The organism is Burkholderia sp. 10_S31, from assembly GCF_056930375.1.
The window spans coordinates 2,460,924-2,483,764 of sequence record NZ_JBXOWK010000001.1; the positions used below are offsets into that span (position 1 = coordinate 2,460,924).

Below are 22,841 nucleotides of genomic sequence, written 5' to 3' on the forward strand. Positions count from 1 at the left end.
ACGATCACACCACCGCGTCGACGTTCGCGATGCCGGCGCGTGCGTGCGGCTCGGCGTCGTGCGCGGTACCGTTCGCGGCGAAACGCACGGGCAACGACACGATCGTCTCGAACGCGCGATACGGCGAGCCGACGCGATCGTCGGTGAAGCGCAGCGCGATGTCGCCGCCGTCGCGCTTCAGGAAGTTGCGCACCGCGTCCATCCCGACGCCGCGCCCCGACACCTCGGTCACTGCACGCGCGGTCGAGAAGCCCGGACGGAAGATCAGCTCGGCCACCGCCTCGTCGGTCAGCGCGGCTTCGTTGCCGGCATCGATCCAGCCGCGCTCGCGCGCGATCCCGCGAATCCGGTCGAGCGCGAGGCCGCGGCCGTCGTCGCCGAGCACGAAGCGCAGCGCACCATCCTCGACGTCGACCGCGATGTCGATCTTGCCGGCCGGCGCCTTGCCGGCCGCGCGACGCTCGTCGGACGTCTCGATCCCGTGGTCGATCGCGTTGCGCAGCAGGTGCATGAACACGTTCTTCAGCGTCGCGCCGATCTCGCTGCGCACGCGATGACCGTTGCTGTCGATATGCACGACGGGCGCCGGCTTGCCGAGTTCGGCCGCGAGCGACGGCAGCGACTCGATCACGCCGCCCAGCGCATCGCCGATGCCCTGCGTGCCGAACTGGCTCAGCAGGCGGCGCACCGAGTCGCGTGCCGCGTGCCAGTCGCCCGCGTTCGCCGGATCGGCGCCATCGAGCATGCGCAGGCCCTCGCTGATATGCACGCGCTCGACCATCAGGTAGTCGGCGCCGCCGTGCTGCGCAGGCTCGCCGTGGCGGCCGAGCGTGACCGCATTGATCGTCGCATAGTGATCGACCGCCTCGCGCACGCGGGCCAGGTCGTCCATCAGCGCATCGCGGTTCCACTCGGGGCCGCCGTCCGCGCGGCGCAGCGCTTCGTACGCCTGCTCCGCTTCATGCACGATGTTGGTCAGATACTGCAGGCTGTACGTGCGCGCATTGCCCTTGATCGTGTGCATGTTGCGGAACAGCGCCGCGACGATCGAATGATCCGCGCGTTCGTGCTGGCGGATCATCCGCTCGTTCTCGCTGAGAAAGCCCTTCGCGCTGTGCACGAAATCGTGGAACTTGTCCTGGCTGATCGACAAGATCTCGCCGATCATCTCGAGGCGGCGCTGCTGCTCCCCGGCCTGCGCGGTCAGCTCACGGATCTCGGTCACGTCGCGCACGCACAGCATCAGGCGCACGACCGTGTCGGTCTCGTCGGTGATCGCCGACCAGCTCAGGTCGAGCCACTTCTCGCGGCCGTCCGGCATGCGCTTCGCGACTTCGTTGACGAGCAGGTGCTCGTTGAACGCGAAGTTCATGCTGTCCTCGCCGAGGCACGCATGCACGGCCGCATCGACCTGCGAGCGCGCGTCGGCGCCGATGCTCGAATCGTCGAACACGAGCGTCATCAGGTCGCGCCCGGCGATGTCGCTCGTCTCGAAGATGCGCTCGAGGTAAGCCGAGTACTCCGCATGCACGACGCCGCCCTCGACGACGGTCAGGATCCCCTGCTGCATGTTCTGCAGCATCGCCTGGATGTCGGCCGTCTTCTGCTTCAGTTGCGCGGCGTTCTCCTGGATCTTCTCGATCATCCCGTTGAACGCGACGATCGAATGGCCGATCTCGTCCATCCGGCCCACCGGCACGCGACGCGTGAAATCCTGGCTCGCCGCGATCTCGCTCATCGCCGTCTGCATCCCGATCAGCGGGCGCGTGATCTGCCGGTACAGCACAAAACCGAGCGCGGTCAGCAGCACGACGACCGTGCCCGCGACAGCCGCGATCGCGGTCGCCGTCGTTGCGAGCATGCCGTTCAGCGCGCCGATCGCGTCGTCCTTCTGGCGGTTCTTCTCGACGCGCAGCGTATCGACGATGCTCTCGAGTTCGTCGCGATACTGCGCGACGTTCGCGAACAGGTACGCCTGCGCCATCTCCGGCTTCCCGTCAGCCTTCATCTTCACGGTATCGTCGATCGCCGCGAAGTAGTTCGCGGCGCTGTCCTTCGCCTGCGCGACGAGGCCCTGCTGCGCCTGCCCGACCGCCGATCCGGCCTGCGCGTCGAGCGCCGCGCGCAGGGCGGCCTGTTTTGCCTTCAGCTCGTCGCGCGCCTGCGCGGCGGTGTTCGCGTCGGGCGCGTACACCAGCGTCATCGTCGCGATCTGGATGTTCTTCACGTCGGCGACGAGATCGGCGGACGCGAGCGCGCTCGGCACGATTCCCTGGGTAACCTGACGCACCTCGGTCGCGCTCTTGCGCGTCTGGTACACGGCGTACACGCCGATCGCGGACAGCGCGAAAAACGTCAGGACGACTAGCAGCGTAATGCGATGACGGATGGTCATGAGTACAGCTCCCCGCAGCGATCCGGCTTCGATCGCCGTTTGGCCGATTGAAAGAATATGAGCGCCGAATTATCGGGGATGGTGTATGACCGTCCGATGACTGAAAATCAATCGGTCATTGAGGAAATCGCAATGGTTTATTGCGATGGGAAAATCCTAAAGTTTTTCTCGAATCGGCCGTTAACCCTTGGCCCATGCGGTTCGGCTGGGCTTGCCGGCAGCCTGCAACAAACGAATCCGGATATTCATTCTTTTAATCATGATCCGGCCATTCAATCCGGTCGAATACCGGTAAAACGTTTGCGCATTATCTTTGAAGCGGATCGGTCATGCAGCCCTTTACGCACGATAGCGAATTCAATGACGCGCGACGTCTCACCGGCCCGGTCATCGCCGCTCACGGATCGAGCGCGATACCGCCCCTGCGAGACCAGCCGCTCGCGATTGCCATCCGCGCCGATTGCCACATGACTTGCACTGCGGTCAGTTGTCGCGCGCCGCCGCGAGCCAATCCTCGACCTGTAGCTCCGAGACCCGCTCAAACTCGCGCGTGTTGTGCGTGACAAGCACCAGGCGCCGCGCTCGCGCCTGTCCTGCGATCAATGCATCGTATGGCCCGATCGGTGTTCCCACCGCGGCCAGTTGCGCACGAATTTCACCGGCATGCTGCGCATCTTCCGCATCGAACGACACGACCTCGAACTGAAGCCCCTCGACGCGTGCCAGATTCGCTGCCGCTCTCTGACTTTTGTACGCCCCGTAATAGAGTTCATGCGCGACGATCGCGGAAATTCCGAAATCTGCGGGTTGATGCCTACGCAATCGGGCCAGCATGGCCGGCTCGCCTTTCAGAATGGCGATCACCGCATTGGTATCCAGCAGAAACTTCATTCAAACACGTCCAGTCCCGGACGCTCCTGAGCGGCAGGCTCGGTTGCCGCGGCGGCCTCGAAATCGGCGTCAACCGGGCCGATCAACGGTGTCAGCCATGCCCAGTCTTGCGGCACCGGTTCGAGAATGACAGACGCGCCGTGCCGACGAATCCGAACCTCCGTTGTATCGAAGCGGAAATCCTTCGGCAAGCGGACGGCCTGCGATCCACCATGCTTGAAAATCTTGGCAGTCTCCATCTCGCAACCCCATGTATCTACAAAACGTATCTATTTTATCAACTATGGGTTGCGATGACGAGTCATCCAATCGGCATATTGACGACAAACCGTCGCCTCTCGGCAAATTTGCACGCACTACGATATAAGTAGCCGTCCCCAATACCGAGGGCCCCGGCCTCCGCATTCATTCCAATCAGGAAACAATCAATCGCCACCCGGCGATTCACCTCCCCGCCCGCGCGCTCTAGACTGTCGACTGATTCCCTACCGGACCCACGCAATGACCGACGTCCTGCCGCTGACCACCGACTCCGAATCCGGCCTCCAGTACCGGCTGCGCCCGGCCGCCGGCCACCCCGCTGGCCGGCTGTTGCTGCTGCACGGTGTCGGCGGCAACGAAACCAACCTGCTGAACCTGGCCGGCACGATCGATCCGCGCATCGACATCGCGTTCGTGCGCGGCCCGTTGACGTTCGGCCCTGGCCAGCACGCGTGGTTTCCGGTGCGCTTCGGCCCGAACGGCCCGGAAATCGATGCGGCCCGCGCGGAGGCGAGCCGCGTGCAGTTGATCGCGCTGCTGCGCGCGTTGCGCGCCCGGGACGACGCGAACGAAAGCCCCGCGTTGCCGGTCGTGATCGCCGGTTTCAGCCAGGGCGGCATCATGAGCGCGAGCGTCGCGCTCACGTCGCCGGCCGACGTCGCCGCATTCGCGGTGCTGTGCGGGCGCATCCTGCCGGAGATCGATCCGCTGATCGCGTCGCGCGATGCCTTGAGCGCGGTCCACGCGCTGGTGATGCACGGCCGCTTCGACGACAAGCTGCCGGTCGCGTGGGCAACCACGGCCGACGCGAAGCTGACGGCGCTCGGCGTCGCGCACGACACGCGCCTCTATGACGCCGGCCACGAACTCACGGTGCAGATGGCCGGCGACTTCGGCCGCTGGGTCGGCGCACGCGCCGGATTGAACTGAGCGCGACGGGCGGTCGACCCGCCCGTGCCGATCGAACATATCGTCAGACGTTGCTCGCCGGATCGGCGCCGATCGGCGCGCCGGCCGCGGCAGCGGCCTCCCGCGCGGCACCGCGCTTCGCGAGCTTCCAGCCGACTACCAGCGCGAGCACGACGACGGGAATCATCGCGACGGTCCACGTGCCGCCCGGGTAATCGAACGCCATCAGCACCAACACGCTGACGAGGAACCCGAGCGTGAGCCACGACGTGAACGGCGCGCCGGGCATCCGGAACGACACGGGGCTCAGCTCGCCGCGATTGACCGCGCGGCGGAACAGGATCTGGCACATCACGATGAAGCCCCAGGTTGAGATGATCCCGAGCGACGCCATGTTCAGCACGATCTCGAACGCCTGGGACGGCACGATGTAGTTCAGCGGCACGCCGATCGCATTGATCGCGACCGTGACGAGGATCCCGCCGTACGGCACGCCGCGCGCATTCATCCGCGACACGAAGCGCGGCGCCGAGCCGCCCATCGCGAGCGAGCGCAGCACGCGCCCGGTCGAATAGAGGCCGGAATTCAGGCTCGACAGCGCGGCGGTCAGCACCACGATGTTCATCACCGTGCCGACGTACGGCACGCCGAGCTTGCTGAAGAACGTCACGAACGGGCTTTCGTGCGCGCTGTACGCGGTCCACGGTAGCAGCATGGTCAGCAGCACGACCGAGCCGACGTAGAACAGCGCGATACGCCACATCACGCTGTTGATCGCCTTCGGCAGCACCTTGCGCGCATCGGCGGTCTCGCCCGCCGCGACGCCGACGAGCTCGATGCTCGCATACGCGAACACGACGCCCTGCACGATCAGCACCGCCGGCAGGATGCCGTGCGGGAAGATCCCGCCGTGATCCGCGATCAGGTGCAGCCCCGTCATCTGCCCGGCGACCGGATGGCCGCTCGCGAGAAACACGGCGCCGACCGCGAGGAACAGCGCGAGCGTCCCCACCTTGACGATCGAGAACCAGAACTCCATCTCGCCGAACACCTTCACGCCGATCATGTTCATCACCGACACGATCCCCAGCGCGCCGAGCGCGAACACCCACTGCGGCACGTCGGTGAACACGGCCCAGTACTTCATGTAGATCGCGACCGCGGTGATGTCGACGATGCCGGTGGTCGCCCAGTTCAGGTAGTACATCCAGCCCGCGACGAACGACGCGCGCTCGCCCATGAACTCCCGCGCGTACGACACGAACGAGCCGCTGGTCGGCCGATGCATCACGAGCTCGCCGAGCGCGCGCATGATCAGGAACGCGAATACGCCGCACACGAGATACACGACCGCCAGCGCGGGCCCCGCGCTCTGCAGGCGGCCGCCCGCGCCGAGAAAGAGGCCGGTGCCGATCGCACCGCCCATGGCGATCATCTGCACGTGTCGCGGCTTCAACTGTTTCTCATAGCCGGATTCGTGCGACGCGAACATCGCATCCCGGTCGGCGTGACGGGGATCCGCGCCGCCGGCCGTCTCGGCCGGGCGCTCGCTGGCGTGCTTCATGGTATGTCTCCGTTTCTTGATGTGTGGCGTCCGTCGACAGGACGCTGCGGGAACGGCAGCGCGAGGGTCGCCGGCGGCATGCGCCGGCGCCGCGCGGCCGGTATCAGTACGCGCGCGGGCGGATCAGCGCTTCAGGCTGCAGCGCTTCGTCCAGTTGCGCGTCAGTCATCAGCTGGTGATCCAGCACGACCTCGCGGATCGACTTGCCGCTCTCGTGGGCCTCGGCGGCCACGGCGGTCGCGCGCTTGTAGCCGATGTACGGGTTCAACGCGGTTGCAAGCGCGACCGAACGCTCCATCGTTTCGCGCAGCCGCTCGGGGTTCGCGGTGATTCCGCTCACGCAGCGGTCCGCGAGCGTCGTGCACGCGGCCGTCAGGTAGCTGAAGCTGCGGAACAGCGCGCTCGCGATCACCGGCTCGAATGCGTTGAGCTGGAGCTGTCCGGCCTCGGCGGCGAAGGTCACGGTCAGGTCGTTGCCGAACACTTCGAACGCGACCTGGTTCACGACTTCCGGAATCACCGGGTTCACCTTGCCCGGCATGATCGACGAGCCGGCCTGCACCGGCGGCAGGTTGATCTCGCCAAAACCCGCGCGCGGGCCGCTCGACAGCAGCCGCAAGTCGTTGCATATCTTCGACAGCTTGACCGCGATCCGCTTCAGCACGCCGGAGATCTGCACGAACGCGCCGCAATCCTGCGTCGCTTCGATCAGGTTCGGCGCGGTGCTCAGGTCGAGGCCGGTAATGCGTTGCAGCGCGGCCAGCGCCTTCTCCGCGTACTGCGGATGCGCGGTAATGCCGGTGCCGATCGCGGTCGCGCCGAGATTGATCTCGCGCATCAGCCGGCCGGCTTCCTGCAGGCGCGCGATGTCTTCCGTCACCATCACCGCGTAGGTCGAGAACTCCTGGCCGAGCGTCATCGGCACGGCGTCCTGCAGTTGCGTGCGGCCGAGCTTCAGGAGGCCCGAGAACGCATCGGCCTTCTCCGCGAACGCATCGCGCAGGCGCGCCATCGCCTCGAGCAGATGCTCGACCGCGAAGCAGGTCGCGATCCGGATCGCGGTCGGATAGACGTCGTTCGTGCTCTGCGCGAGATTGACGTGCTCGTTCGGATGCAGGAATTCGTACTGCCCGCGTGCATGCCCCATGATTTCGAGCGCGCGGTTGCAGATCACCTCGTTCGCGTTCATGTTGGTCGACGTGCCGGCCCCGCCCTGGATGATGTCGACCACGAAGTGGTCGTGCAGCCGGCCTTCGCGGATCTCGACACAGGCGGCGGCGATCGCATCGCGATACGCGGCCGGCAGCAGCCCGAGCTCGCAGTTCGCATCGGCCGCGGCTTCCTTCACGGCCGCGAGCGCCATGACGAGGTACGGCAGCGACGCGATCGTCCGCCCCGAAATGTCGAAGTTCTCCTTCGCGCGCAGCGTGTGGACGCCGTAGTACGCCGAATCCGGAACGCTTCGTTTCCCTAAAAGATCCGCTTCGACGCGGAAGCCGTTTTCCGTCATGGTGCCCCTCCTGAATTGTCTCGTGCCGCCGCAGGAAACCGGCTGCGTGCGCCGCTTCCCGGTACGACGGGTCGCATTCTATGCCTTTGCATAAAGAAGCTCGCTTCTGTATTATCGAAAGCGGTTTTGCGCGGGGCGCAACAGCGAGAGACGAATGAAAACAATGGCGAGAGACACCGGCATCGATCACCTCGGCGCGATGCGCGCGTTTGTGCGAGTCGTCGAAATGGGAAGCTTTTCCGCGGTCGCCAAGGAGATGCACGTGTCGACGTCGACGGTCGCGCGCAAGATCACGGCGATCGAGGATGCGCTCGGCGTCGCGCTGCTGCATCGCTCGACGCACAGCGTGACGCTGACCGAGGCCGGCCACATCTACCTGGAACGCGCGGTCACGCTGATCGCCGACCTCGACGACACGCTGCGCGTCGTCGCCGAGCTCAATAGCCAGCCGAGCGGCCCGCTGAAGCTCACCGCGCCGGTCGCGTTCGGCCGCCGCCATCTCGCGCCGCTGATCGCGCCGTTTCTCGCGCGCTACCCGACGATCCAGCTCGACGTGCGGCTCACCGACAACCACAACGACCTCGTCGCCGGCGGTTTCGATCTCGACATTCACGAGGGCGAGAACTACCTGGACAACCTGGTCGTCCACCGGCTGTCGCGCAACGACAGCATTCTGTGCGCGACGCCCGGTTATCTCGACCGCTGCGGGCGCCCCGCGACGCCGGACCACCTGCAGCATCACAACTGCCTGCGCTACGTGCATCCCGAAGGCGATCCGCGCTGGGAACTCGTGCGCGGCGACGCGCGGCACAGCGTACTGCCGGCCGGCAACCTCGTCACCGATCATTCGGAGCTGCTGCTGGATGCGACCTGCGCGGGGCTCGGCATCGCCGAGTTCGAGATCTGGCTGGTGCGCGACCTGCTCGCGAGCGGCCGGCTCGAAGCCGTGCTGCCGCGCTATCGGCTGCAGAACAAGCTGACGGGCGACTACATCTACATCGCGTATCTGGCGAACCGGCGCAGCTCGGCGAAGCTGCGCGTGCTGAAAGACTTTCTCGCGGAACATCTCGCGCACATCGGCGAGCTGTCGGAAGTCGAGTTGATGAAGATTCGCGACGCGCTCGCGTAGCGGCTGCGAGGGCAGCCGCCGCCGCGGTCACGCCGGTCGGCAATCAGGCGCCGATGCGCGCCGCCCTTGCCGCCACGGCGCACGGCATCGACGCGCTGCCGCCCTTCAGGCAGGCTGCAATTCGAACGGGAATGTCGCGTGCCCGATCTCGACACCCTGCGTGTTCAGCATCCGCGGCCGGTGGAACGCGGCGAGCCGCGCGCGCTGCGCGTCCGTGCCGATCTGCAGCCGTTCCAGCAGTTCGCTGACCATCATGTACAGCACGTCGATGTTGCCGTCCTCGATCTTCACCGAGATGCCGAGCGCGCCGTCGGCACCGAGCGCCCGCGTGCGCGCCGACGCGCGTACGCCGATCCCGTAGCACGCATCCGCGCCGAGCTTGCCGACGACCCGCCCTTCGAACGCGTCCATCAGCACCGTGCAGTAGCGCCCCTCTCCGGCAACCAGCTCCGGATGGGCCGTCATCGCATGATGAATCCGCGCCAGCGCGCGCACGCGATCGGTCGTCGCGGCGCCGCCGGCTTCCAGCGTATCCGCGCCGTCGGCCAACGATGCGTACAGACGCGCAAGGCGGTCGAGCGGGAACGCCGGTGTCGGCAGGTTGCAGCCGTCGATCGCCCAGTCGACCTCGTCGTCGCGCAGGCCGCACGCATCGGCGACCACATGCTTGACGCGCACCTGCATCGGATGCTCCGGCAGATGGTAGTCGGCGATCGCGGCGCCGATCGACCGCGCGCCGGCCAGCATCCCGACGTGCTTGCCCGAACAGTTGCTGCAGACGCCGGTCGGCGTGTAGTCGCGCTTGATCCACGCCCGGTACACCGCGTCCGACAGCGGCGCATGGCCGCCGCATCGCAAATCCGACTCCTGCGCATCGACCTTCGCCAGCATCGCCCGCGTGCGCGCGATGTGCCGCTCCTCGCTGCTGTGCGACGCGCACATCAGCGCGATATCGGCATCGTCGAAGCCGAACTGCTCGGGCGCACCCGTCTCGATCACGGACAGCGCCTGAGCCGGCTTCGCCGCCGAGCGCGCGAGCGTCGTCCGGAACGGATCGCCGAGCCGGAACAGCAGCTTGCCGCGGGCGTCCACCACCGCCACATCGGCGACGTGCGTGTTCTCGATCGCATTGCCGCGGTACGTGACGACCGCTGCGCGTTGGGTGTCCATCTTGCTGTCTCCTTCGTCGGGGCCTGATTGCCGGGGCCCGTGCAACCGGTACGGCAGTGTATCGACTCGCCACCGGGTCGCGCCGGTCGGCCGATGGAAAGCGGTATTGCGCCCGATGCAAAGGCGTCGCGCCAATCACGAAAACCCGACGGATTTCGTACAAAGACCATTCGATCGTTTACATGTTCAGTCATGGTTCGTAGAAGCGCGATCGCTGACGGCACGTGTTCGCCGGTTGCGCGTACCCGAACGCGATCACGATCGACGCGGGCCCAGGCAGCCCGGGCGCACCCGCCTGCCGATGGGGACGCGATCGAAGCACACTTTCACGCTATGGCCGCCACCCCGCCCGGCGGTCGCCCGATCTCCAGCGAATCGACTACGCGTCGATCGCCAGCAGCGCGAACGTCGCGAGCCAGTGCTCGCCCATGTAGTCGCCGGCCACATGCGCGAGCGCGCTCGCGAGATGCCGGTCGGCCGCATCGAGCAGCTTCGCGCGCCGCGCATCGCCTTCCGGCAGCGCGCCGGCCAGCGAGCGCTGACACCACGCGCGGCTCAGATTCAACCCGTCCAGATGCGCGATCTTGCCGTCGCTGCGATCGCTGACCGTCGCCGGCACGAACAGCGTCGCCGGCTCGCCGCGCGCGAGATCCGGCAGGAAGCGCGCGAACCAGCCGTCGAATTCGCCGGCCGGCAGCACGCGCCGCATCAGCTCCGCCTCCATCAGCGCGGGCGACAGGAACTCGTCGCCCGACGGCTCCCACGCCTGGCACGCGACATCGTTCAGGTGCCAGCGCTTTGCCGTATCGACGACCAGCGCCGCGAGCCCGTCGCGCTGCGTCGCGCGCGCGAAGTCGAGCGTGAGCGCAAGCGCGAACGCGGTGTTGAAGTGCGTGCCGACGCGCAGCGGATAGGTCGCCTTCGGCAGGAAGGTCTCGAAGCGCGCGACGAACAGGTCGGTGAGCGGCGCCATCGACTTCGCCCAGCGGGCGGCCTGCGGCGCCACGCCCTTCAGCGCGAGCCGTTCCAGCTGCGCGGACAGCGCAAGCAGCCACGCCCATCCGTAAGGCCGCTCGAAGCCGCTGTTGTGCGGCAGCGCGAGATACGCGCGTTCGCCGGCGACGTTCAAGTCGGTGAAGTGCGCGTCGACGACGGCGATGATCCGTTCGGCCTCCGGCAGCGCCGGATGGCGTTCGAGCACACGCAGCACGAGCCAGTAGCCGTGCACGCACGAATGCCAGTCGTAGCTGCCGTAGAAGATCGGGTGCAGCGCGCGCGGCCCCTGCACGTCGTGCGGGCCTTCGAGCGAATGCGTGAGCTTGTTCGGATATTCGCGGGTCAGGTGCGCGAGCGCGAGCGACGCGAATTTCGATGCGAGTTCGGGAGTCAGTCGGTCGGTCATGGGCATCTCATCTCGTCAGAAGCGGAATACGAACGCGTACATCAGCAGCGTGTTCACGGCCAGCAGCAGCAGGGCGGTCGGCCACTGCGCCTTGATCACGCCGTTCTTGTCCTTCAGTTCGAGCAGCGCCGCGGGGACGATGTTGAAGTTCGCGGCCATCGGCGTCATCAGCGTACCGCAGAAGCCGCTCAGCATCCCGATCGCGCCGAGGATCGCCGGGTTGCCGTGAAATTGATGGACGATCAGCGGCAGGCCGATGCCGGCCGTCATCACGGGGAACGCGGCGAACCCGTTGCCCATGATCATCGTGAACAGCGCCATGCCGACCGTATAGGCGGCAACGACCGCGAACGGCGAGTCGATCGGCACCCAGTCCTTCACGAGCCCCGATACCACGCCGCCGACGCCCGCGACCGCGAACAGCGCGCCGAGCGCCGCGAGCATCTGCGGCAGGATCGCGGCCCAGCCGACCGCGTCCATCGTGTGGCGCGCCTCCTTCAGCGCGTGCTCGGGCGAATCGCGCAACATCGCGAGCGCGACGGCGAACGCGACGAGCGTGCCGAGCACGAGCGAGATCAGCGTCACGCTCTTCGGATCGACGAACGGCACGCGCTTCAGCGCGAACGTGCCGATCAGCGTGACGACGGGAATCAGCAGCGCCGGCAGGAACAGCCGGTTGCCGAAGCGCAGCGCCTTCGCGTCGCGCCGCGCGGCCGCCGCAACGCCTGCTTCATCCGACTTGCCGCGTCCGAGCTTGCCCGAGCCCGCGATCAGCGCGAGCGCGATCGCGAGGCAGCCCGTCACGAAATGCGGCAGCAGCGCGCCGAACAGGAACGTGAGCGCGTAGATCGCCCAGAACGCGAAATTGACGACGCGGCGCGGATTCGTGCGGTCGGTCAGGTTGAAGCACGCGAACGCGGCGAACATCAGCCCGGCGAGCGTATAGAGCGGTTCGAGGCCGATCATCGCGCGCCCTCCCGCCCGAAGGCGCCGAAGCCGCGCGACAGCCGGCGGTCGAGCAGCGCGAGCCGCGTGCAGTGGATCAGCAGCGCGGCGATCGCGGTCGGGATCGCCCAGACCGACAGGTGCAGCGGCTCGATCGCGATCCCGTTCTGTTCGAGAAAGCCCTTGATCAGCAGGATCGACTGGATCGCGATGAAGATGTCCTCGCCGAAGAACACGGCGACGTTGTCGGCGGCCGACGCGTGCGCGCGGATCTGCTGGCGCACCGACTCGGGCAGGTCGCCGTGCTGGCTGACGGCCGCGGCCTCGGCCATCGGCGCGATCAGCGGCCGCACCATCTGCGCGTGTCCGCCGAGCGACGTGAGGCCGAGCGCGGCGCTCACCTGGCGCAGCACGAAATACAGCATCAGCACGCGGCCGGTGGTCGCCGCGTGCACGCGCGAGATCATCCGCTTCGCCTGTTCCTTGAGGCCGTTGCGCTCGAGCAGCGCGATCACCGGCAGCGTCAGCCAGATCAGCCCCATGTAGCGGTTGTCGGTGAACGCCTTGCCGAATGCGCTCACGATGTCGACGAGATTCATCCCGCCCGCCAGCCCCGTCGCGAGGCCCGCGATCGTGACCACCAGCAGCGCATTGAAGCGCAGCGCGAAACCGATCACGACGATCGGCACCCCAATCAGCACCAGCATTGCCCCTCCTTGTGTCGGATGTGCGGCGTCGCGAAGACGCGCCGCCTGCCCGGTTTCGACCGGGTTCAGGCCGCAAAATCTAACACGAGACTTTATCGATAAAAAGTCGATAATTTGAAGCTTCGGGTAAACGTTGAAACCGGTACTACGTTGCGCCGGCCGTGTGTCCGTGGTGTTTCTGCGGTGTCGAACCGGAGCGGTCCGCGGCGTGCGCCCCGCTCCCGCCACGCATGGCGGAGCGCCGGTGCGCCGACTAAACTGGAAGGCATCGGCAACGTTCGGGAGAGCCGCCATGATTGACGTATTCCAGACCATCGGCAGCCGCGCGTTCTCCGCTCATCTGGCGAAGGACGGGATGGTGACGCTGATGGAGCAACGCCAGGAAGTCGACCGCGTGACGCTCGCGACCGCCTATGCCGCGCTCGTCGAGGAATCGGAGCAGGAAACCGATCTGCTCGACGCGACTGTCGAAGGGATGATGCGCGCGCTGATCCAGGGGTACGCGCGCAGCCATTGAACGACTGAACGCGTGCCTGCCGTCGTACGGCCGGCACGCAAGCGCCGCGCACGCGCCCCCGGGCGCTCGTCCCTTCCTGTCGAAACGAACGCACCGGCATGGCGCGCCGGCGACTTTTTCCGCACCGCCGCATGGCCGCGTGCGCGGTTTTTCGCCGCGCGGACGGCAAGAATGCCGCCCGGCCATCGAAGAAAGGGGCGGAAACGACACAATGCGCAATTTTTTCGATTGCCGCCGCTCGCGCCGCATGACAGCATGCGGGCGTCGCCAATCGAAAAGAATTCCGTGCCGTCCCGGCCGCCGATGCCATTCGGCGGCGCCGCCCGGCACTGCCTTCCATGAACCCGGCCCACCTCCAACACTACGAACCGACCGGAGTATCCCGCTTGTGAACATCGGCATCGTCAACGACCTCCCGCTTGCCGTCGAGGCGATGCGCCGTGTGATCGCGCGCCGGCCCGAGCACCGCGTGCTGTGGGTCGCGACCGACGGCGCGCAGGCCGTCGAACTGTGCGCCGCGCAACCGCCCGACGTCGTGCTGATGGACCTGATCATGCCGAAGTTCGACGGGATCGAGGCAACGCGGCGGATCATGCGTTCGAGCCGCCCGTGCGCGATCCTGATCGTGACGAGTTGCATCGGCACGAACGCATGGCGCGTGTTCGAAGCGATGGGCGCCGGCGCGCTCGACGCGGTCGACACGCCGCGCCTCGGCGAAGGCGAAGCAGGCGACACCGCCCGGCTGCTGCTCGCGAAGATCGACCAGATCGGCCGGCTGCTCGAGGCGCCTGGCGGCATGCGCGCGGCCGGCACGACTGCACGCGCGGGCGGCGGCCCGCTGATCGCGATCGGCGCGTCTGCCGGCGGCCCCGGCGCGCTCGCGTCGATCCTCGGCAGCCTGCCGGCCGACTTCAGCGCGCCGATCGTGATCGTCCAGCACGTCGATCGCGCATTCGCCGAAGGCATGGCGCAATGGCTCGACGGCCAGACGCCGCTAACCGTGCGCGTCGCGCGCGAAGGCGACCGTCCGCAGCCGGGCGTCGCGCTGCTCGCGGCGACCGACGATCACCTGCGCATCACGCGCGCCGGCATGCTCGAATACACGCGCGAGCCGGCCGCCACGCCGTACCGGCCGTCGGTCGACGTGTTCTTCAACAGCCTGACCGAGCACTGGCCGGGTCGCGTGATCGGCGTGCTGCTGACCGGCATGGGACGCGACGGCGCGATCGGCCTGAAGGCCCTGCGGATGAAGGGCTACCACACGATCGCGCAGGACGAGGCGACCAGCGCCGTCTACGGGATGCCGAAAGCGGCCGCGACGCTCGGCGCGGCACGCGCGATCCTGCCGCTCGAGCGCATCGCGGGAGAACTGGCGGCGCTCGCACGGATCTGACCCAGCCCGATGAAACCCCGTTACACCCCTCGCAGCCATGGCGCAACCTGGCATCAATCATGACTAGCGATCTCACCCGGCCGCCCGGCGGCCTGCATGCGGCGTTCGACGCCGCACACGTCCGGCCCACGCCGCACGCCGACGCCCCCGCGATGGTCCTGCTGGTCGACGACCAGACGATCGTCGCGGAAGCCGTCCGGCGCGCGCTCGTCGACGAAGACGGCATCGACTTCCACTACTGTCCGCGCTCGGACGACGCGCTGGCAACCGCGATCGAGACGCGGCCGACCGTCATCCTGCAGGATCTCGTGATGCCCGGCACCGACGGGCTGAGCCTCGTGAAGACGTACCGCGCCAATCCGGCGACGCGCGACGTACCGATCATCGTGCTGTCGACGCAGGAGGAGCCGGTGATCAAGAGCGCCGCATTCGCGGCCGGCGCGAACGACTACCTCGTGAAACTGCCCGACCGCATCGAACTGGTCGCGCGGATCCGCTATCACTCGCGCTCGTACATGAACCTGCTGCAGCGCGACGAGGCCTATCGCGCGCTGCGGCAATCGCAGCAGCAACTGCTCGAAGCCAATCTCGAACTGCGGCGCCTCACGCATTCGGACGGCCTGACCGGGCTGTCGAACCGGCGCTATCTCGACGAATACCTGGCCGCCGAGTGGCGGCGCGCCACGCGCGAGCGCAGCGAGCTGTCGCTGCTGATGATCGACGTCGATAACTTCAAGCTGTACAACGACACGTACGGCCACGTGTCGGGCGACAGCGTGCTCAAGCAGGTCGCGGCGACCATCGAGCGCTGTCTCGGGCAGTCCGGCGATCTCGCCGCGCGCTTCGGCGGCGAGGAGTTCGCCGTCGTGATGCCGACCACGTCGCCGGGCGCCGCGCGGCTGCTCGGCGAGAAGATCCGCCTCGCGATCGAGACGCTGCGGCTCGAGCACATGCACTCGTCGACCGGTCGCTACGTGACGATCAGCATCGGCGGCGCGAGCATCGTGCCGGCCCACGGCCTGCCGACGACATCGCTGATCGAGGCGGCCGATCGTGCGCTGTATCGCGCGAAGCACGACGGCAAGAATCGTGTCGAGATCGATGCGCCGCCCGCGCCAACCGTCCCGCCCGCCCCGCCGGCCGGCGGCGGTTTCGCCTGAGCGCCTACACGGCGACGAGCCGGCGCGCGTAGTCGGTCGGATCGAGCGGCCGGCCGAACAGGTAGCCCTGCTGCATGTCGCAGCCGATCTGCTGCAGGAACCACGACTGCGCCTGCGTCTCGACGCCTTCCGCGGTCACCTTCATCCCGAGCGAATGCGCCATCGCGACGACGGCCTGCGTGATCGCGACCGAGTCGCGATGATCGGGCACACCCGACACGAACGACCGGTCGACCTTCAGGTTGTGCAGCGGAAACCGCTTCAGGTACGCGAGCGACGAATAGCCGGTGCCGAAATCGTCGACCGAGATCCGCACGTTCATGTCCGTGAGCGCCTCGAGCATCGGCAGCACGGTGTCCGTGTCGTTCATCAGCAATCCTTCGGTAATTTCCAGCTCGAGCGCGCCCGGATCGAGTCGCGTCTGCGCAAGGCAGCGGTCGACCGACTCGACGAGCCCTTCGTGGAACTGCCGCGGCGACAGGTTGACCGCAAGCATCAGGTCGGGCGCGATCGTGCGGCGCCATTCGGCGGCCTGCCGGCAGGCCGTTTCGAGCACCCACTGGCCGATCGCGACGATGAGCCCCGTATCTTCCGCGACCGGGATGAATTCCGCGGGCGACATCGGCCCGAGCTCGGGGCTCGTCCAGCGCAGCAGTGCTTCGGCGCCCACCGTCCGGCCGCTGCGCGCGTCGACGACCGGCTGGTAGGCGAGCCGCAGCGCATCCGAGGAGATCGCGCGCCGCAACGACTGCTCGATCGCGAAGCGGCGCTGCAGGCGCAGATTCAGTTGCGCGGTGAAGAACGTGAAGTGATTGCGGCCGCGCTGCTTCGCGTCGTACATCGCGGAGTCGGCATTGCGCATCAGCGTGACCGCATCGTCGCCGTCGCGCGGCGCAACGCTGATCCCGATCGACACGCCGAGCCAGTACTCGTTGTTCGCGATCGCGAACGGCTTCGCGATCGTGTCGATCACCTCGCGTGCGAGCACGGCCAGCTCGTCGGGATCATCGCAGTGGTCGACGAGGATCACGAATTCGTCGCCGCCGACGCGCGTGAGCGCATGGCGCCCGCCCGCGCAGGCCGCGAGGCGCGCCGCGACGCTGCGCAGCAGCGCGTCGCCGGCGTCGTGGCCGGCCGTGTCGTTGACCTTCTTGAAACCGACGAGATCGATGAACAGGATCGCGACGCGCGCGGGCCCGTCCGCCGCATCGCGCGTGCCGAACAGCTCGCGCATCCGCTCGGAGAGCCAGCGCCGGTTGTAGAGCCCCGTCAGCGCGTCACGCGTCGCCAGGTAGCGCAGCTGCTGCTGCGCTTCGCGCACGGGGCCGATGTCGTGAAACGACACGAGCACCGATTCGGGCTGCGTCTCGCCCGGCTTCACGATCGGCACTGCGTTGCCGCGCACCCAGATGATGTCGCCGTCCGCGAGCCCGAAGCCGACCGAGTAGTCGAGCAGCGGCATGGCCGTGACGAATGCGCGCCGGGTCGGCCATTCGTCGGGCGCGATCGGCGTGCCGTCCTCGTGCAGCTTGTACAGGACCACCGTCGACAGCCGGCGTCCGACGAGGTCGCCCTTCACGCGCATCATCCGGTTCGCGCTCGGATTGCTTGCGACCACCACACCGTCGGGCGACACGACGAGAATCCCCTCGTTCAGGCTGTTGACGACCAGGCGGTGATGTTCCTCGCTGCGTGCGAGCTGCCGCGCGATCCAGTCCTGGTGCACCGCAAGGCCGACGCTGTTGCCGATATCGCGCAGCAGGTCGGATTCCGCGTCGCTGGGCCGCCGCGGCATACGGTGATAGACGGCGAACGCGCCGAGCACGGTACCCGTATCGTCCAGGAACGGCACCGACCAGCACGCGCGCAGGCCGAGCGGCAGCGCGAACGCACGATAGTCGGCCCACAGCGGATCGGTTTCGATATCCTCGACGGCGATCATCCGGCGCTCGTACATCGCCGTGCCGCACGAGCCCGCGGCGGGCCCGATCGATGCGCCTTCGATCGCGGTGCTGTACTGCGCGGGCAGCGACGGCGCGGCGCCGACGTGCACATGCACGCCGTCCGCGTCGAGCAGCAGGATCGTGCACGACGCGCCGTCGCCGAGCAGCGCCTCGGCGCGCCGGCAAACCTCGACGAGCAGTTCCGGCAGCGGTGTGTTGCGCGTGATCAGCCTCAGCACGCTTTGCTCGGACGCGAGGACTTCCGCCGCAAGACCGAGGCTGTAGCGAGAACTTTGCGGTTCGGTATTCAAGATGAATCCTGCCGTCAGTTCGACCGGGTTCTGATGCGCCCGATTCGTTAGCGATCCTTCGTGCCGTTTTTTGTCGCCCCGGGTTTACGCTAGCCCGGGGCGTCCCCATGCGTGCGCGCCGCAACGCGCACCAAGTTACATTTAACACCAATCCACGCCGCCCCGCGCATCCGCGCGCATCAGGGCTTACGCGCGGTTGCGGCCGCCATGCGTGCCGCAGCGCGATTCATCAGACGGTTGCCGCGCGTCGCACCGCTCACGCATTCGCGCCGGGCGGCTCGCGCGTGACGGCCTTCAGCGCGTCGATCGCGGCCGTCACCGACCCGCTCGCGGGCGCCGCGTACAGCGCGCCGACCGTGTCGGGCATCGTCGACGGCTTCAGCGGCAGGCGGCGAACGCGCTCGCCGGCGTCGGCCGCCATGGCGAACGCGCGGGCCGACGGCGCGAACAGGCACGGCGTCTGTTCGGCGACCGCACGGTTGGTCTGCCATGACACCGATTCCATCAGCACGGCCGGCGGCGGCAGGCATGCCTTCGCGAACTCGGCGTCGAGCGCCGCGTGCGCCGGCGAACCGAGCGGCGGCGCGATCCACGGAAACGCCGCCGCGTCTCGCCATCTGACCCGCGGGCGCCGCAGCAGCGGATGACGCGGCGCGCACACGACGATCATGTCGTCGCGATAGAGCGGCGTGATGCCGATCCGCGACGGGAAAGTTCAAGTGCAGATCCGCAAGCATCACTGAGCGCCCCGGCGGGCGCTCGTGAAGCTAGACCACGTGGTAGCTCGCCGACGGGTAAGCCGTCTCCAGCGCGGCCCTGAGATCCGCGTCGGACGCCGTGGCCGACGTGAACGCAGCCGTCGTGGTGCTCGCCGTATAGGCCAGCGTCACGGCCCACGTCGGATGGTCCTGGTTGAGGTTGTCGCGCGTGGCTTGCGCGCTGAGCTGGCTCGGGCCGCCGTCCGGCCTGAACCCGTAGACTGAAATGGTTGGCATGGCATGTCCTTCCCGGTTGGTTGAGGGGCGCCGCCGGCACGCACCGGCAACGAGGCCAGCGTAGGCGCCGCACACGCGAGCGAGAATGTGCCGAAGGTCAGTGCCGAAGGCCCGTGACTTGCGTTGCCGCACCGGCTTCCCCAACCCGCCTTCCCAACGCGGCGCGACGCGCTCCAGCCACCCCCGGGGTTCATCGCGACGCCGCGGCCAGCCGCGTTGGCGGAACCGTGCTTCAATGTCGTTAGAACCGGCGTCGCGCGCTGCCGCCGCGCAGCGCATTGCACCCCTTCCACCGACCTGCACGGAAATCCCATGACGAACCCTGCCGACATCAAGGCGCTCGTTTTCGACGTGTTCGGAACGATCGTCGACTGGAGAAACGGCGTCGCGCGCGAAGCCGCCACGTTCCTGGCACGCCATGCGCCGGATCTCGATCCGTTCGAATTCGCCGATGCGTGGCGCCGCGAATATTCGCCGTCGATGGAGGAAATCCGCAGCGGGCGCAGGCGCTACGTGCGGCTCGACGTGCTGCATCGCGAGAACCTCGTGCGCACCCTCGATCGCTACGGCATCGACGGTGCGCCCGATGAAGAGATCGACGCGCTCAACCTCGCGTGGCACCGGCTCGATCCGTGGCCCGATTCCGTCGCGGCGCTGCAGCGGCTCAAGCAGCGCTACGTGATCGCGCCGCTGTCGAACGGCAACATCCGGCTGATGGTCGACGTCGCGAAGCACGGCGGCCTGCCGTGGGACGCGATCCTCGGCGCGGAAGTCGCGCACGCGTACAAGCCGTCGCCGAAGGTCTATACCGATGCGGTCGAGATTCTCGGCGTCGCGCCGGCCGGGCTGTGCCTGGTCGCCGCGCACAACGGCGACCTCGCCGCCGCGCGGCAACTCGGACTGTCGACCGCGTTCGTGCTGCGGCCGACCGAACACGGGCCCCATCAGACGACGGACCTGAAAGCCGACGATGCGTGGGACTTCGACGTCAAGGACCTGAATGAGCTCGCGGATCGGCTCGGTTGTCCGGGTTGAGGGCCGGCCAGCCGCCTGATCGCCACGCGTCGGCCCGCCGGGCGAATCACCGCCGCCGCGCCGGTCGTCCGTCAAACCGCCGATCCGCTATTCCGGATCCCCGACGAACCGAAGCCGCTCCGACTCCCCCATCAGCAACGCGCGGTTCGCGTCCGCCGCCGCGCGCAGGTAATCCCACAGCGCCGTCACGCGCCGCAGCTTGCGCAGATCCTCGCGACAGGTCAGCCAGAAGCACCGCGTGACCATCACGTCGTCCGGCAGCACCGGCACCAGCGCCGGCTGCGTGGCCGCCATGAAGCACGGCAGGATCGCGAGCGCGCCGCCCTGCAGCGCCGCGAACACCTGCGCGATCACGCTCGTCGTGCGCAACCCGGCCGTCGCGCCCGGCACCGCGCGCTCCAGGTACAGCAGTTCGCTGCTGAACGCGAGATCGTCGACGTAGCTGATGAACGCATGCTGCGCGAGATCGGCGGTGCAGGCGATCGGCGGATGGTTCGCCAGATAGTCGCGCGTCGCATAAAGCCGCAACTGGTAGTCGCACAGCTTCGTGACCACGTAAGGTCCGCGCTCGGGGCGCTCGAGCGTGATCGCGAGATCGGCCTCGCGCTTCGGCAGGTTGACGAAATGCGGGACCGGCAGCAGGTCGACCGTCACGTGCGGATGCGCGACACGAAACTGCGCAAGCTGCGGCGCGAGGAAAAAGCAGCCGAACCCTTCGGTCGACCCGATCCGCACGTGGCCCGACAGCGCCTCGCCGGTGTTCGCGACCTGGTCGCACGCGGACTGCACGGTCGTCTCCATCGCATCCGCATACGCGACGAGCCGCTGCCCCTCGGCCGTCAGCGTGAAGCCGCCGGAGCGCGACTTGTCGAACAGCAGCGTGCCCATCGCGGCCTCGAGTGCGCGAATGCGCCGCGCGACGGTCGTGTAGTCGACGCCGAGCCGCTTCGCCGCGCCGCTCGCGCGCTGCGTGCGTGCGACTTCGAGGAAAAAGCGCAGGTCGTCCCAGTTCAGGTTGCCGGAAACCGGCTCGGTGGCGTGTCGCATCGGCGGGAAAAAGGGCAGGAGTCTCCGGGCCGGCAATCGATATGCATAAATGCATATCCAACCGGTTTTCTTGTCGGTACATCATGGATTCGCGCATAACTATACTCGACCCTGACCTGCGGACCATGAGCCGCGGGCAATAAATTCGGAGACACCATGCAGACGCGATCCACCCTCGATGAGCATGCGACAGTCGCAGCGCCGGCACCCGCCCGCACCGCGAAGCATTACCTGCTGGCCGGCTGGGCCAGCATGGCCGGCACCACGATCGAGTGGTACGACTTCTTCCTCTACGGCACCGCCGCCGCGCTCGTATTCAACCGCATCTTCTTCCCGTCGCTGGACCCCGTCGTCGGCACGCTCGCCGCGTTCGGCACGTTCGCGGTCGGCTTCATCGGCCGTCCGATGGGCGGCATCGTGTTCGGCCACTTCGGCGACCGCATCGGCCGCAAGTCGATGCTGATGATCACGTTGCTGCTGATGGGCGTGCCGAGCATGATCATCGGGCTGATCCCGTCGTACGACCGCATCGGCTATTGGGCCGCCGCACTCCTGATCGCGATGCGCTTCCTGCAGGGGATGGCGGTCGGCGGCGAATGGGGCGGCGCGGTGCTGATGGCCGTCGAACACGCGCCGAAGGGCCGCAAGGGGCTGTTCGGCAGCCTGCCGCAGACGGGCGTCGGGCTCGGCCTGATCCTGTCGTCGGTCGCGATGGCCGCGGTGGCTGCGCTACCGGACGCCGACATGCTGTCGTGGGGCTGGCGCGTGCCGTTCCTCGCGAGCATCGCGCTCGTCGGCCTCGGCTGGTTCATCCGCGCGAAGGTGCCGGAGTCGCCTGACTTCGAGAAGATGCAGCGCCAGGGCAAGGCCGAGAAGTCGCCGGTGACGGCCGCGCTGCGCCGCCATCCGCGCGAGGTGCTGACGATCGTCGGCGCGCGCGCCGCCGAGAACACGTGGTTCTATATGGTCGTCACGTTCGCGCTCGCTTACGCGACGCAGCAGCTGCATCTGCCGAAGGCCGAGATGCTGCACGCGATCACGGCCGGCGCGGCGCTGTCGCTCGTCACGATGCCGCTGTGCGGACACCTCAGCGACCGCATCGGCCAGCGCCGGATGTTCGCGATCGGCCTCGTGCTGATGTGCGCGTTCGCCGCGCCGTTCTTCATGATGCTCGGCACGCAGCAGACGTCGTATGCATGGTGGGCGATCGTGCTCGGCCTCGGCGTCGTGTTCCCGATCCTCTATGCGCCGGAATCGCTGCTGTTCGCGCAGCAGTTCCCGGCGGAAATCCGCTACAGCGGCATCTCGCTGTCGGTGCAGCTCGCCGGCGTGATCGGCGGCGGCTTCGCGCCGATGATCGCGACGTCGCTGCTCAAGGCCGGCGGCGGCCAGCCGCACTATGTGATCGCGTATCTCGTCGGTTTCGGCGTGTTCGCGCTCGCGTGTACCGCACTGATGCGTCCGCCGCGCCCGTAAGCGCTCCGAAGTACCGGCCCGCATCGCCCCGATTCCCGTTTGACCTGCCGTTCGCCGTGGCTGCACGCGCGACGGACGCAG

General features: G+C 67.7%; 21 protein-coding genes. 8 read left to right on the top strand and 13 right to left on the bottom strand.

Going from position 1 to position 22,841, the window contains the following annotated elements:
• Window positions 1–4 precede the first annotated feature (4 nt).
• Entirely contained in the window at window positions 5–2,395 is a 2,391-nt protein-coding gene (locus AC1Z3W_RS11010; protein ID WP_057923798.1) for an MCP four helix bundle domain-containing protein, read from the bottom strand.
• A 57-nt stretch (window positions 2,396–2,452) separates the two neighbouring features.
• Here AC1Z3W_RS11010 and AC1Z3W_RS11015 point away from each other — a divergent pair, with 57 nt between their 5' ends.
• Window positions 2,453–2,866, top strand: a complete 414-nt coding sequence (locus AC1Z3W_RS11015) for a hypothetical protein (protein WP_082664530.1) — start codon at window positions 2,453–2,455, stop codon at window positions 2,864–2,866.
• A gap of 12 nt (window positions 2,867–2,878) precedes the next feature.
• Here the strand turns inward: AC1Z3W_RS11015 and AC1Z3W_RS11020 are convergent, their stop codons facing one another.
• Window positions 2,879–3,286, bottom strand: a complete 408-nt coding sequence (locus AC1Z3W_RS11020) for a PIN domain-containing protein (protein WP_483507580.1) — start codon at window positions 3,284–3,286, stop codon at window positions 2,879–2,881.
• Window positions 3,283–3,525, bottom strand: coding sequence for an antitoxin (locus AC1Z3W_RS11025; protein ID WP_011658485.1), 243 nt, complete (start codon window positions 3,523–3,525; stop codon window positions 3,283–3,285). The genes AC1Z3W_RS11020 and AC1Z3W_RS11025 overlap by 4 nt, the downstream gene beginning before the upstream one ends.
• Window positions 3,526–3,787: 262 nt before the next feature.
• Here AC1Z3W_RS11025 and AC1Z3W_RS11030 point away from each other — a divergent pair, with 262 nt between their 5' ends.
• Window positions 3,788–4,477 (top strand): alpha/beta hydrolase, encoded by a 690-nt coding sequence (locus AC1Z3W_RS11030; RefSeq protein WP_483507581.1) that lies wholly within the window; start codon window positions 3,788–3,790, stop codon window positions 4,475–4,477.
• Between the two features lie 43 nt (window positions 4,478–4,520).
• Here AC1Z3W_RS11030 and AC1Z3W_RS11035 read toward each other — a convergent pair whose 3' ends face one another.
• Window positions 4,521–6,020: an amino acid permease gene (locus AC1Z3W_RS11035; protein WP_124832749.1), complete on the bottom strand. Its 1,500-nt coding sequence runs from the start codon at window positions 6,018–6,020 to the stop codon at window positions 4,521–4,523.
• A gap of 103 nt (window positions 6,021–6,123) precedes the next feature.
• Window positions 6,124–7,530 carry an aspartate ammonia-lyase gene (gene aspA / locus AC1Z3W_RS11040; RefSeq protein WP_483507582.1) on the bottom strand — a complete coding sequence of 469 codons (1,407 nt, stop codon included), beginning with the start codon at window positions 7,528–7,530 and terminating at the stop codon, window positions 6,124–6,126.
• A gap of 154 nt (window positions 7,531–7,684) precedes the next feature.
• Between aspA and AC1Z3W_RS11045 the strand changes: the two genes are divergently transcribed.
• Window positions 7,685–8,659, top strand: coding sequence for a LysR family transcriptional regulator (locus AC1Z3W_RS11045; RefSeq protein ID WP_057923804.1), 975 nt, complete (start codon window positions 7,685–7,687; stop codon window positions 8,657–8,659).
• Between the two features lie 105 nt (window positions 8,660–8,764).
• Here the strand turns inward: AC1Z3W_RS11045 and AC1Z3W_RS11050 are convergent, their stop codons facing one another.
• The 4 genes from AC1Z3W_RS11050 to AC1Z3W_RS11065 all read right to left on the bottom strand — a co-directional run bounded on the left by AC1Z3W_RS11050 (window position 8,765) and on the right by AC1Z3W_RS11065 (window position 12,883).
• Window positions 8,765–9,829 carry an asparaginase gene (locus tag AC1Z3W_RS11050; protein WP_057923805.1) on the bottom strand — a complete coding sequence of 355 codons (1,065 nt, stop codon included), beginning with the start codon at window positions 9,827–9,829 and terminating at the stop codon, window positions 8,765–8,767.
• A 379-nt stretch (window positions 9,830–10,208) separates the two neighbouring features.
• Entirely contained in the window at window positions 10,209–11,231 is a 1,023-nt protein-coding gene (locus AC1Z3W_RS11055; protein ID WP_057923806.1) for a DUF2891 domain-containing protein, read from the bottom strand.
• A gap of 15 nt (window positions 11,232–11,246) precedes the next feature.
• Window positions 11,247–12,197 (bottom strand): DUF979 domain-containing protein, encoded by a 951-nt coding sequence (locus tag AC1Z3W_RS11060; protein ID WP_483507583.1) that lies wholly within the window; start codon window positions 12,195–12,197, stop codon window positions 11,247–11,249.
• A complete protein-coding gene (locus AC1Z3W_RS11065) occupies window positions 12,194–12,883 on the bottom strand; it encodes a DUF969 domain-containing protein (protein ID WP_057923808.1) in 690 nt (229 codons plus the stop codon). Before AC1Z3W_RS11065 ends, AC1Z3W_RS11060 begins: the two co-directional genes overlap by 4 nt.
• Window positions 12,884–13,175: 292 nt before the next feature.
• Here AC1Z3W_RS11065 and AC1Z3W_RS11070 point away from each other — a divergent pair, with 292 nt between their 5' ends.
• The 3 genes from AC1Z3W_RS11070 to AC1Z3W_RS11080 all read left to right on the top strand — a co-directional run bounded on the left by AC1Z3W_RS11070 (window position 13,176) and on the right by AC1Z3W_RS11080 (window position 15,953).
• Entirely contained in the window at window positions 13,176–13,400 is a 225-nt protein-coding gene (locus AC1Z3W_RS11070; RefSeq protein ID WP_057923809.1) for a hypothetical protein, read from the top strand.
• A gap of 388 nt (window positions 13,401–13,788) precedes the next feature.
• Window positions 13,789–14,793: a chemotaxis-specific protein-glutamate methyltransferase CheB gene (gene cheB / locus AC1Z3W_RS11075; RefSeq protein WP_483507584.1), complete on the top strand. Its 1,005-nt coding sequence runs from the start codon at window positions 13,789–13,791 to the stop codon at window positions 14,791–14,793.
• 59 nt (window positions 14,794–14,852) lie between these two features.
• Window positions 14,853–15,953, top strand: coding sequence for a diguanylate cyclase domain-containing protein (locus tag AC1Z3W_RS11080; protein WP_057923811.1), 1,101 nt, complete (start codon window positions 14,853–14,855; stop codon window positions 15,951–15,953).
• Window positions 15,954–15,957: 4 nt separating this feature from the next.
• Here the strand turns inward: AC1Z3W_RS11080 and AC1Z3W_RS11085 are convergent, their stop codons facing one another.
• The 3 genes from AC1Z3W_RS11085 to AC1Z3W_RS11095 form a co-directional block, all read right to left on the bottom strand.
• Window positions 15,958–18,207 carry a putative bifunctional diguanylate cyclase/phosphodiesterase gene (locus AC1Z3W_RS11085; RefSeq protein ID WP_483507585.1) on the bottom strand — a complete coding sequence of 750 codons (2,250 nt, stop codon included), beginning with the start codon at window positions 18,205–18,207 and terminating at the stop codon, window positions 15,958–15,960.
• A 256-nt stretch (window positions 18,208–18,463) separates the two neighbouring features.
• Window positions 18,464–18,907, bottom strand: coding sequence for a LysR substrate-binding domain-containing protein (locus AC1Z3W_RS11090; protein ID WP_483507852.1), 444 nt, complete (start codon window positions 18,905–18,907; stop codon window positions 18,464–18,466).
• A gap of 67 nt (window positions 18,908–18,974) precedes the next feature.
• Complete coding sequence (locus tag AC1Z3W_RS11095; RefSeq protein ID WP_057923813.1) at window positions 18,975–19,202, bottom strand: hypothetical protein; 228 nt, start codon at window positions 19,200–19,202, stop codon at window positions 18,975–18,977.
• 312 nt (window positions 19,203–19,514) lie between these two features.
• Between AC1Z3W_RS11095 and AC1Z3W_RS11100 the strand changes: the two genes are divergently transcribed.
• Window positions 19,515–20,237 carry a haloacid dehalogenase type II gene (locus AC1Z3W_RS11100; protein ID WP_175825307.1) on the top strand — a complete coding sequence of 241 codons (723 nt, stop codon included), beginning with the start codon at window positions 19,515–19,517 and terminating at the stop codon, window positions 20,235–20,237.
• An 87-nt stretch (window positions 20,238–20,324) separates the two neighbouring features.
• Here AC1Z3W_RS11100 and AC1Z3W_RS11105 read toward each other — a convergent pair whose 3' ends face one another.
• Complete coding sequence (locus AC1Z3W_RS11105; RefSeq protein ID WP_057923815.1) at window positions 20,325–21,284, bottom strand: LysR family transcriptional regulator; 960 nt, start codon at window positions 21,282–21,284, stop codon at window positions 20,325–20,327.
• A gap of 156 nt (window positions 21,285–21,440) precedes the next feature.
• On the opposite strand from AC1Z3W_RS11105, the gene AC1Z3W_RS11110 reads away from it, so the two are divergent.
• Window positions 21,441–22,760, top strand: coding sequence for an MFS transporter (locus AC1Z3W_RS11110; protein WP_057923816.1), 1,320 nt, complete (start codon window positions 21,441–21,443; stop codon window positions 22,758–22,760).
• Window positions 22,761–22,841: the final 81 nt, after the last annotated feature.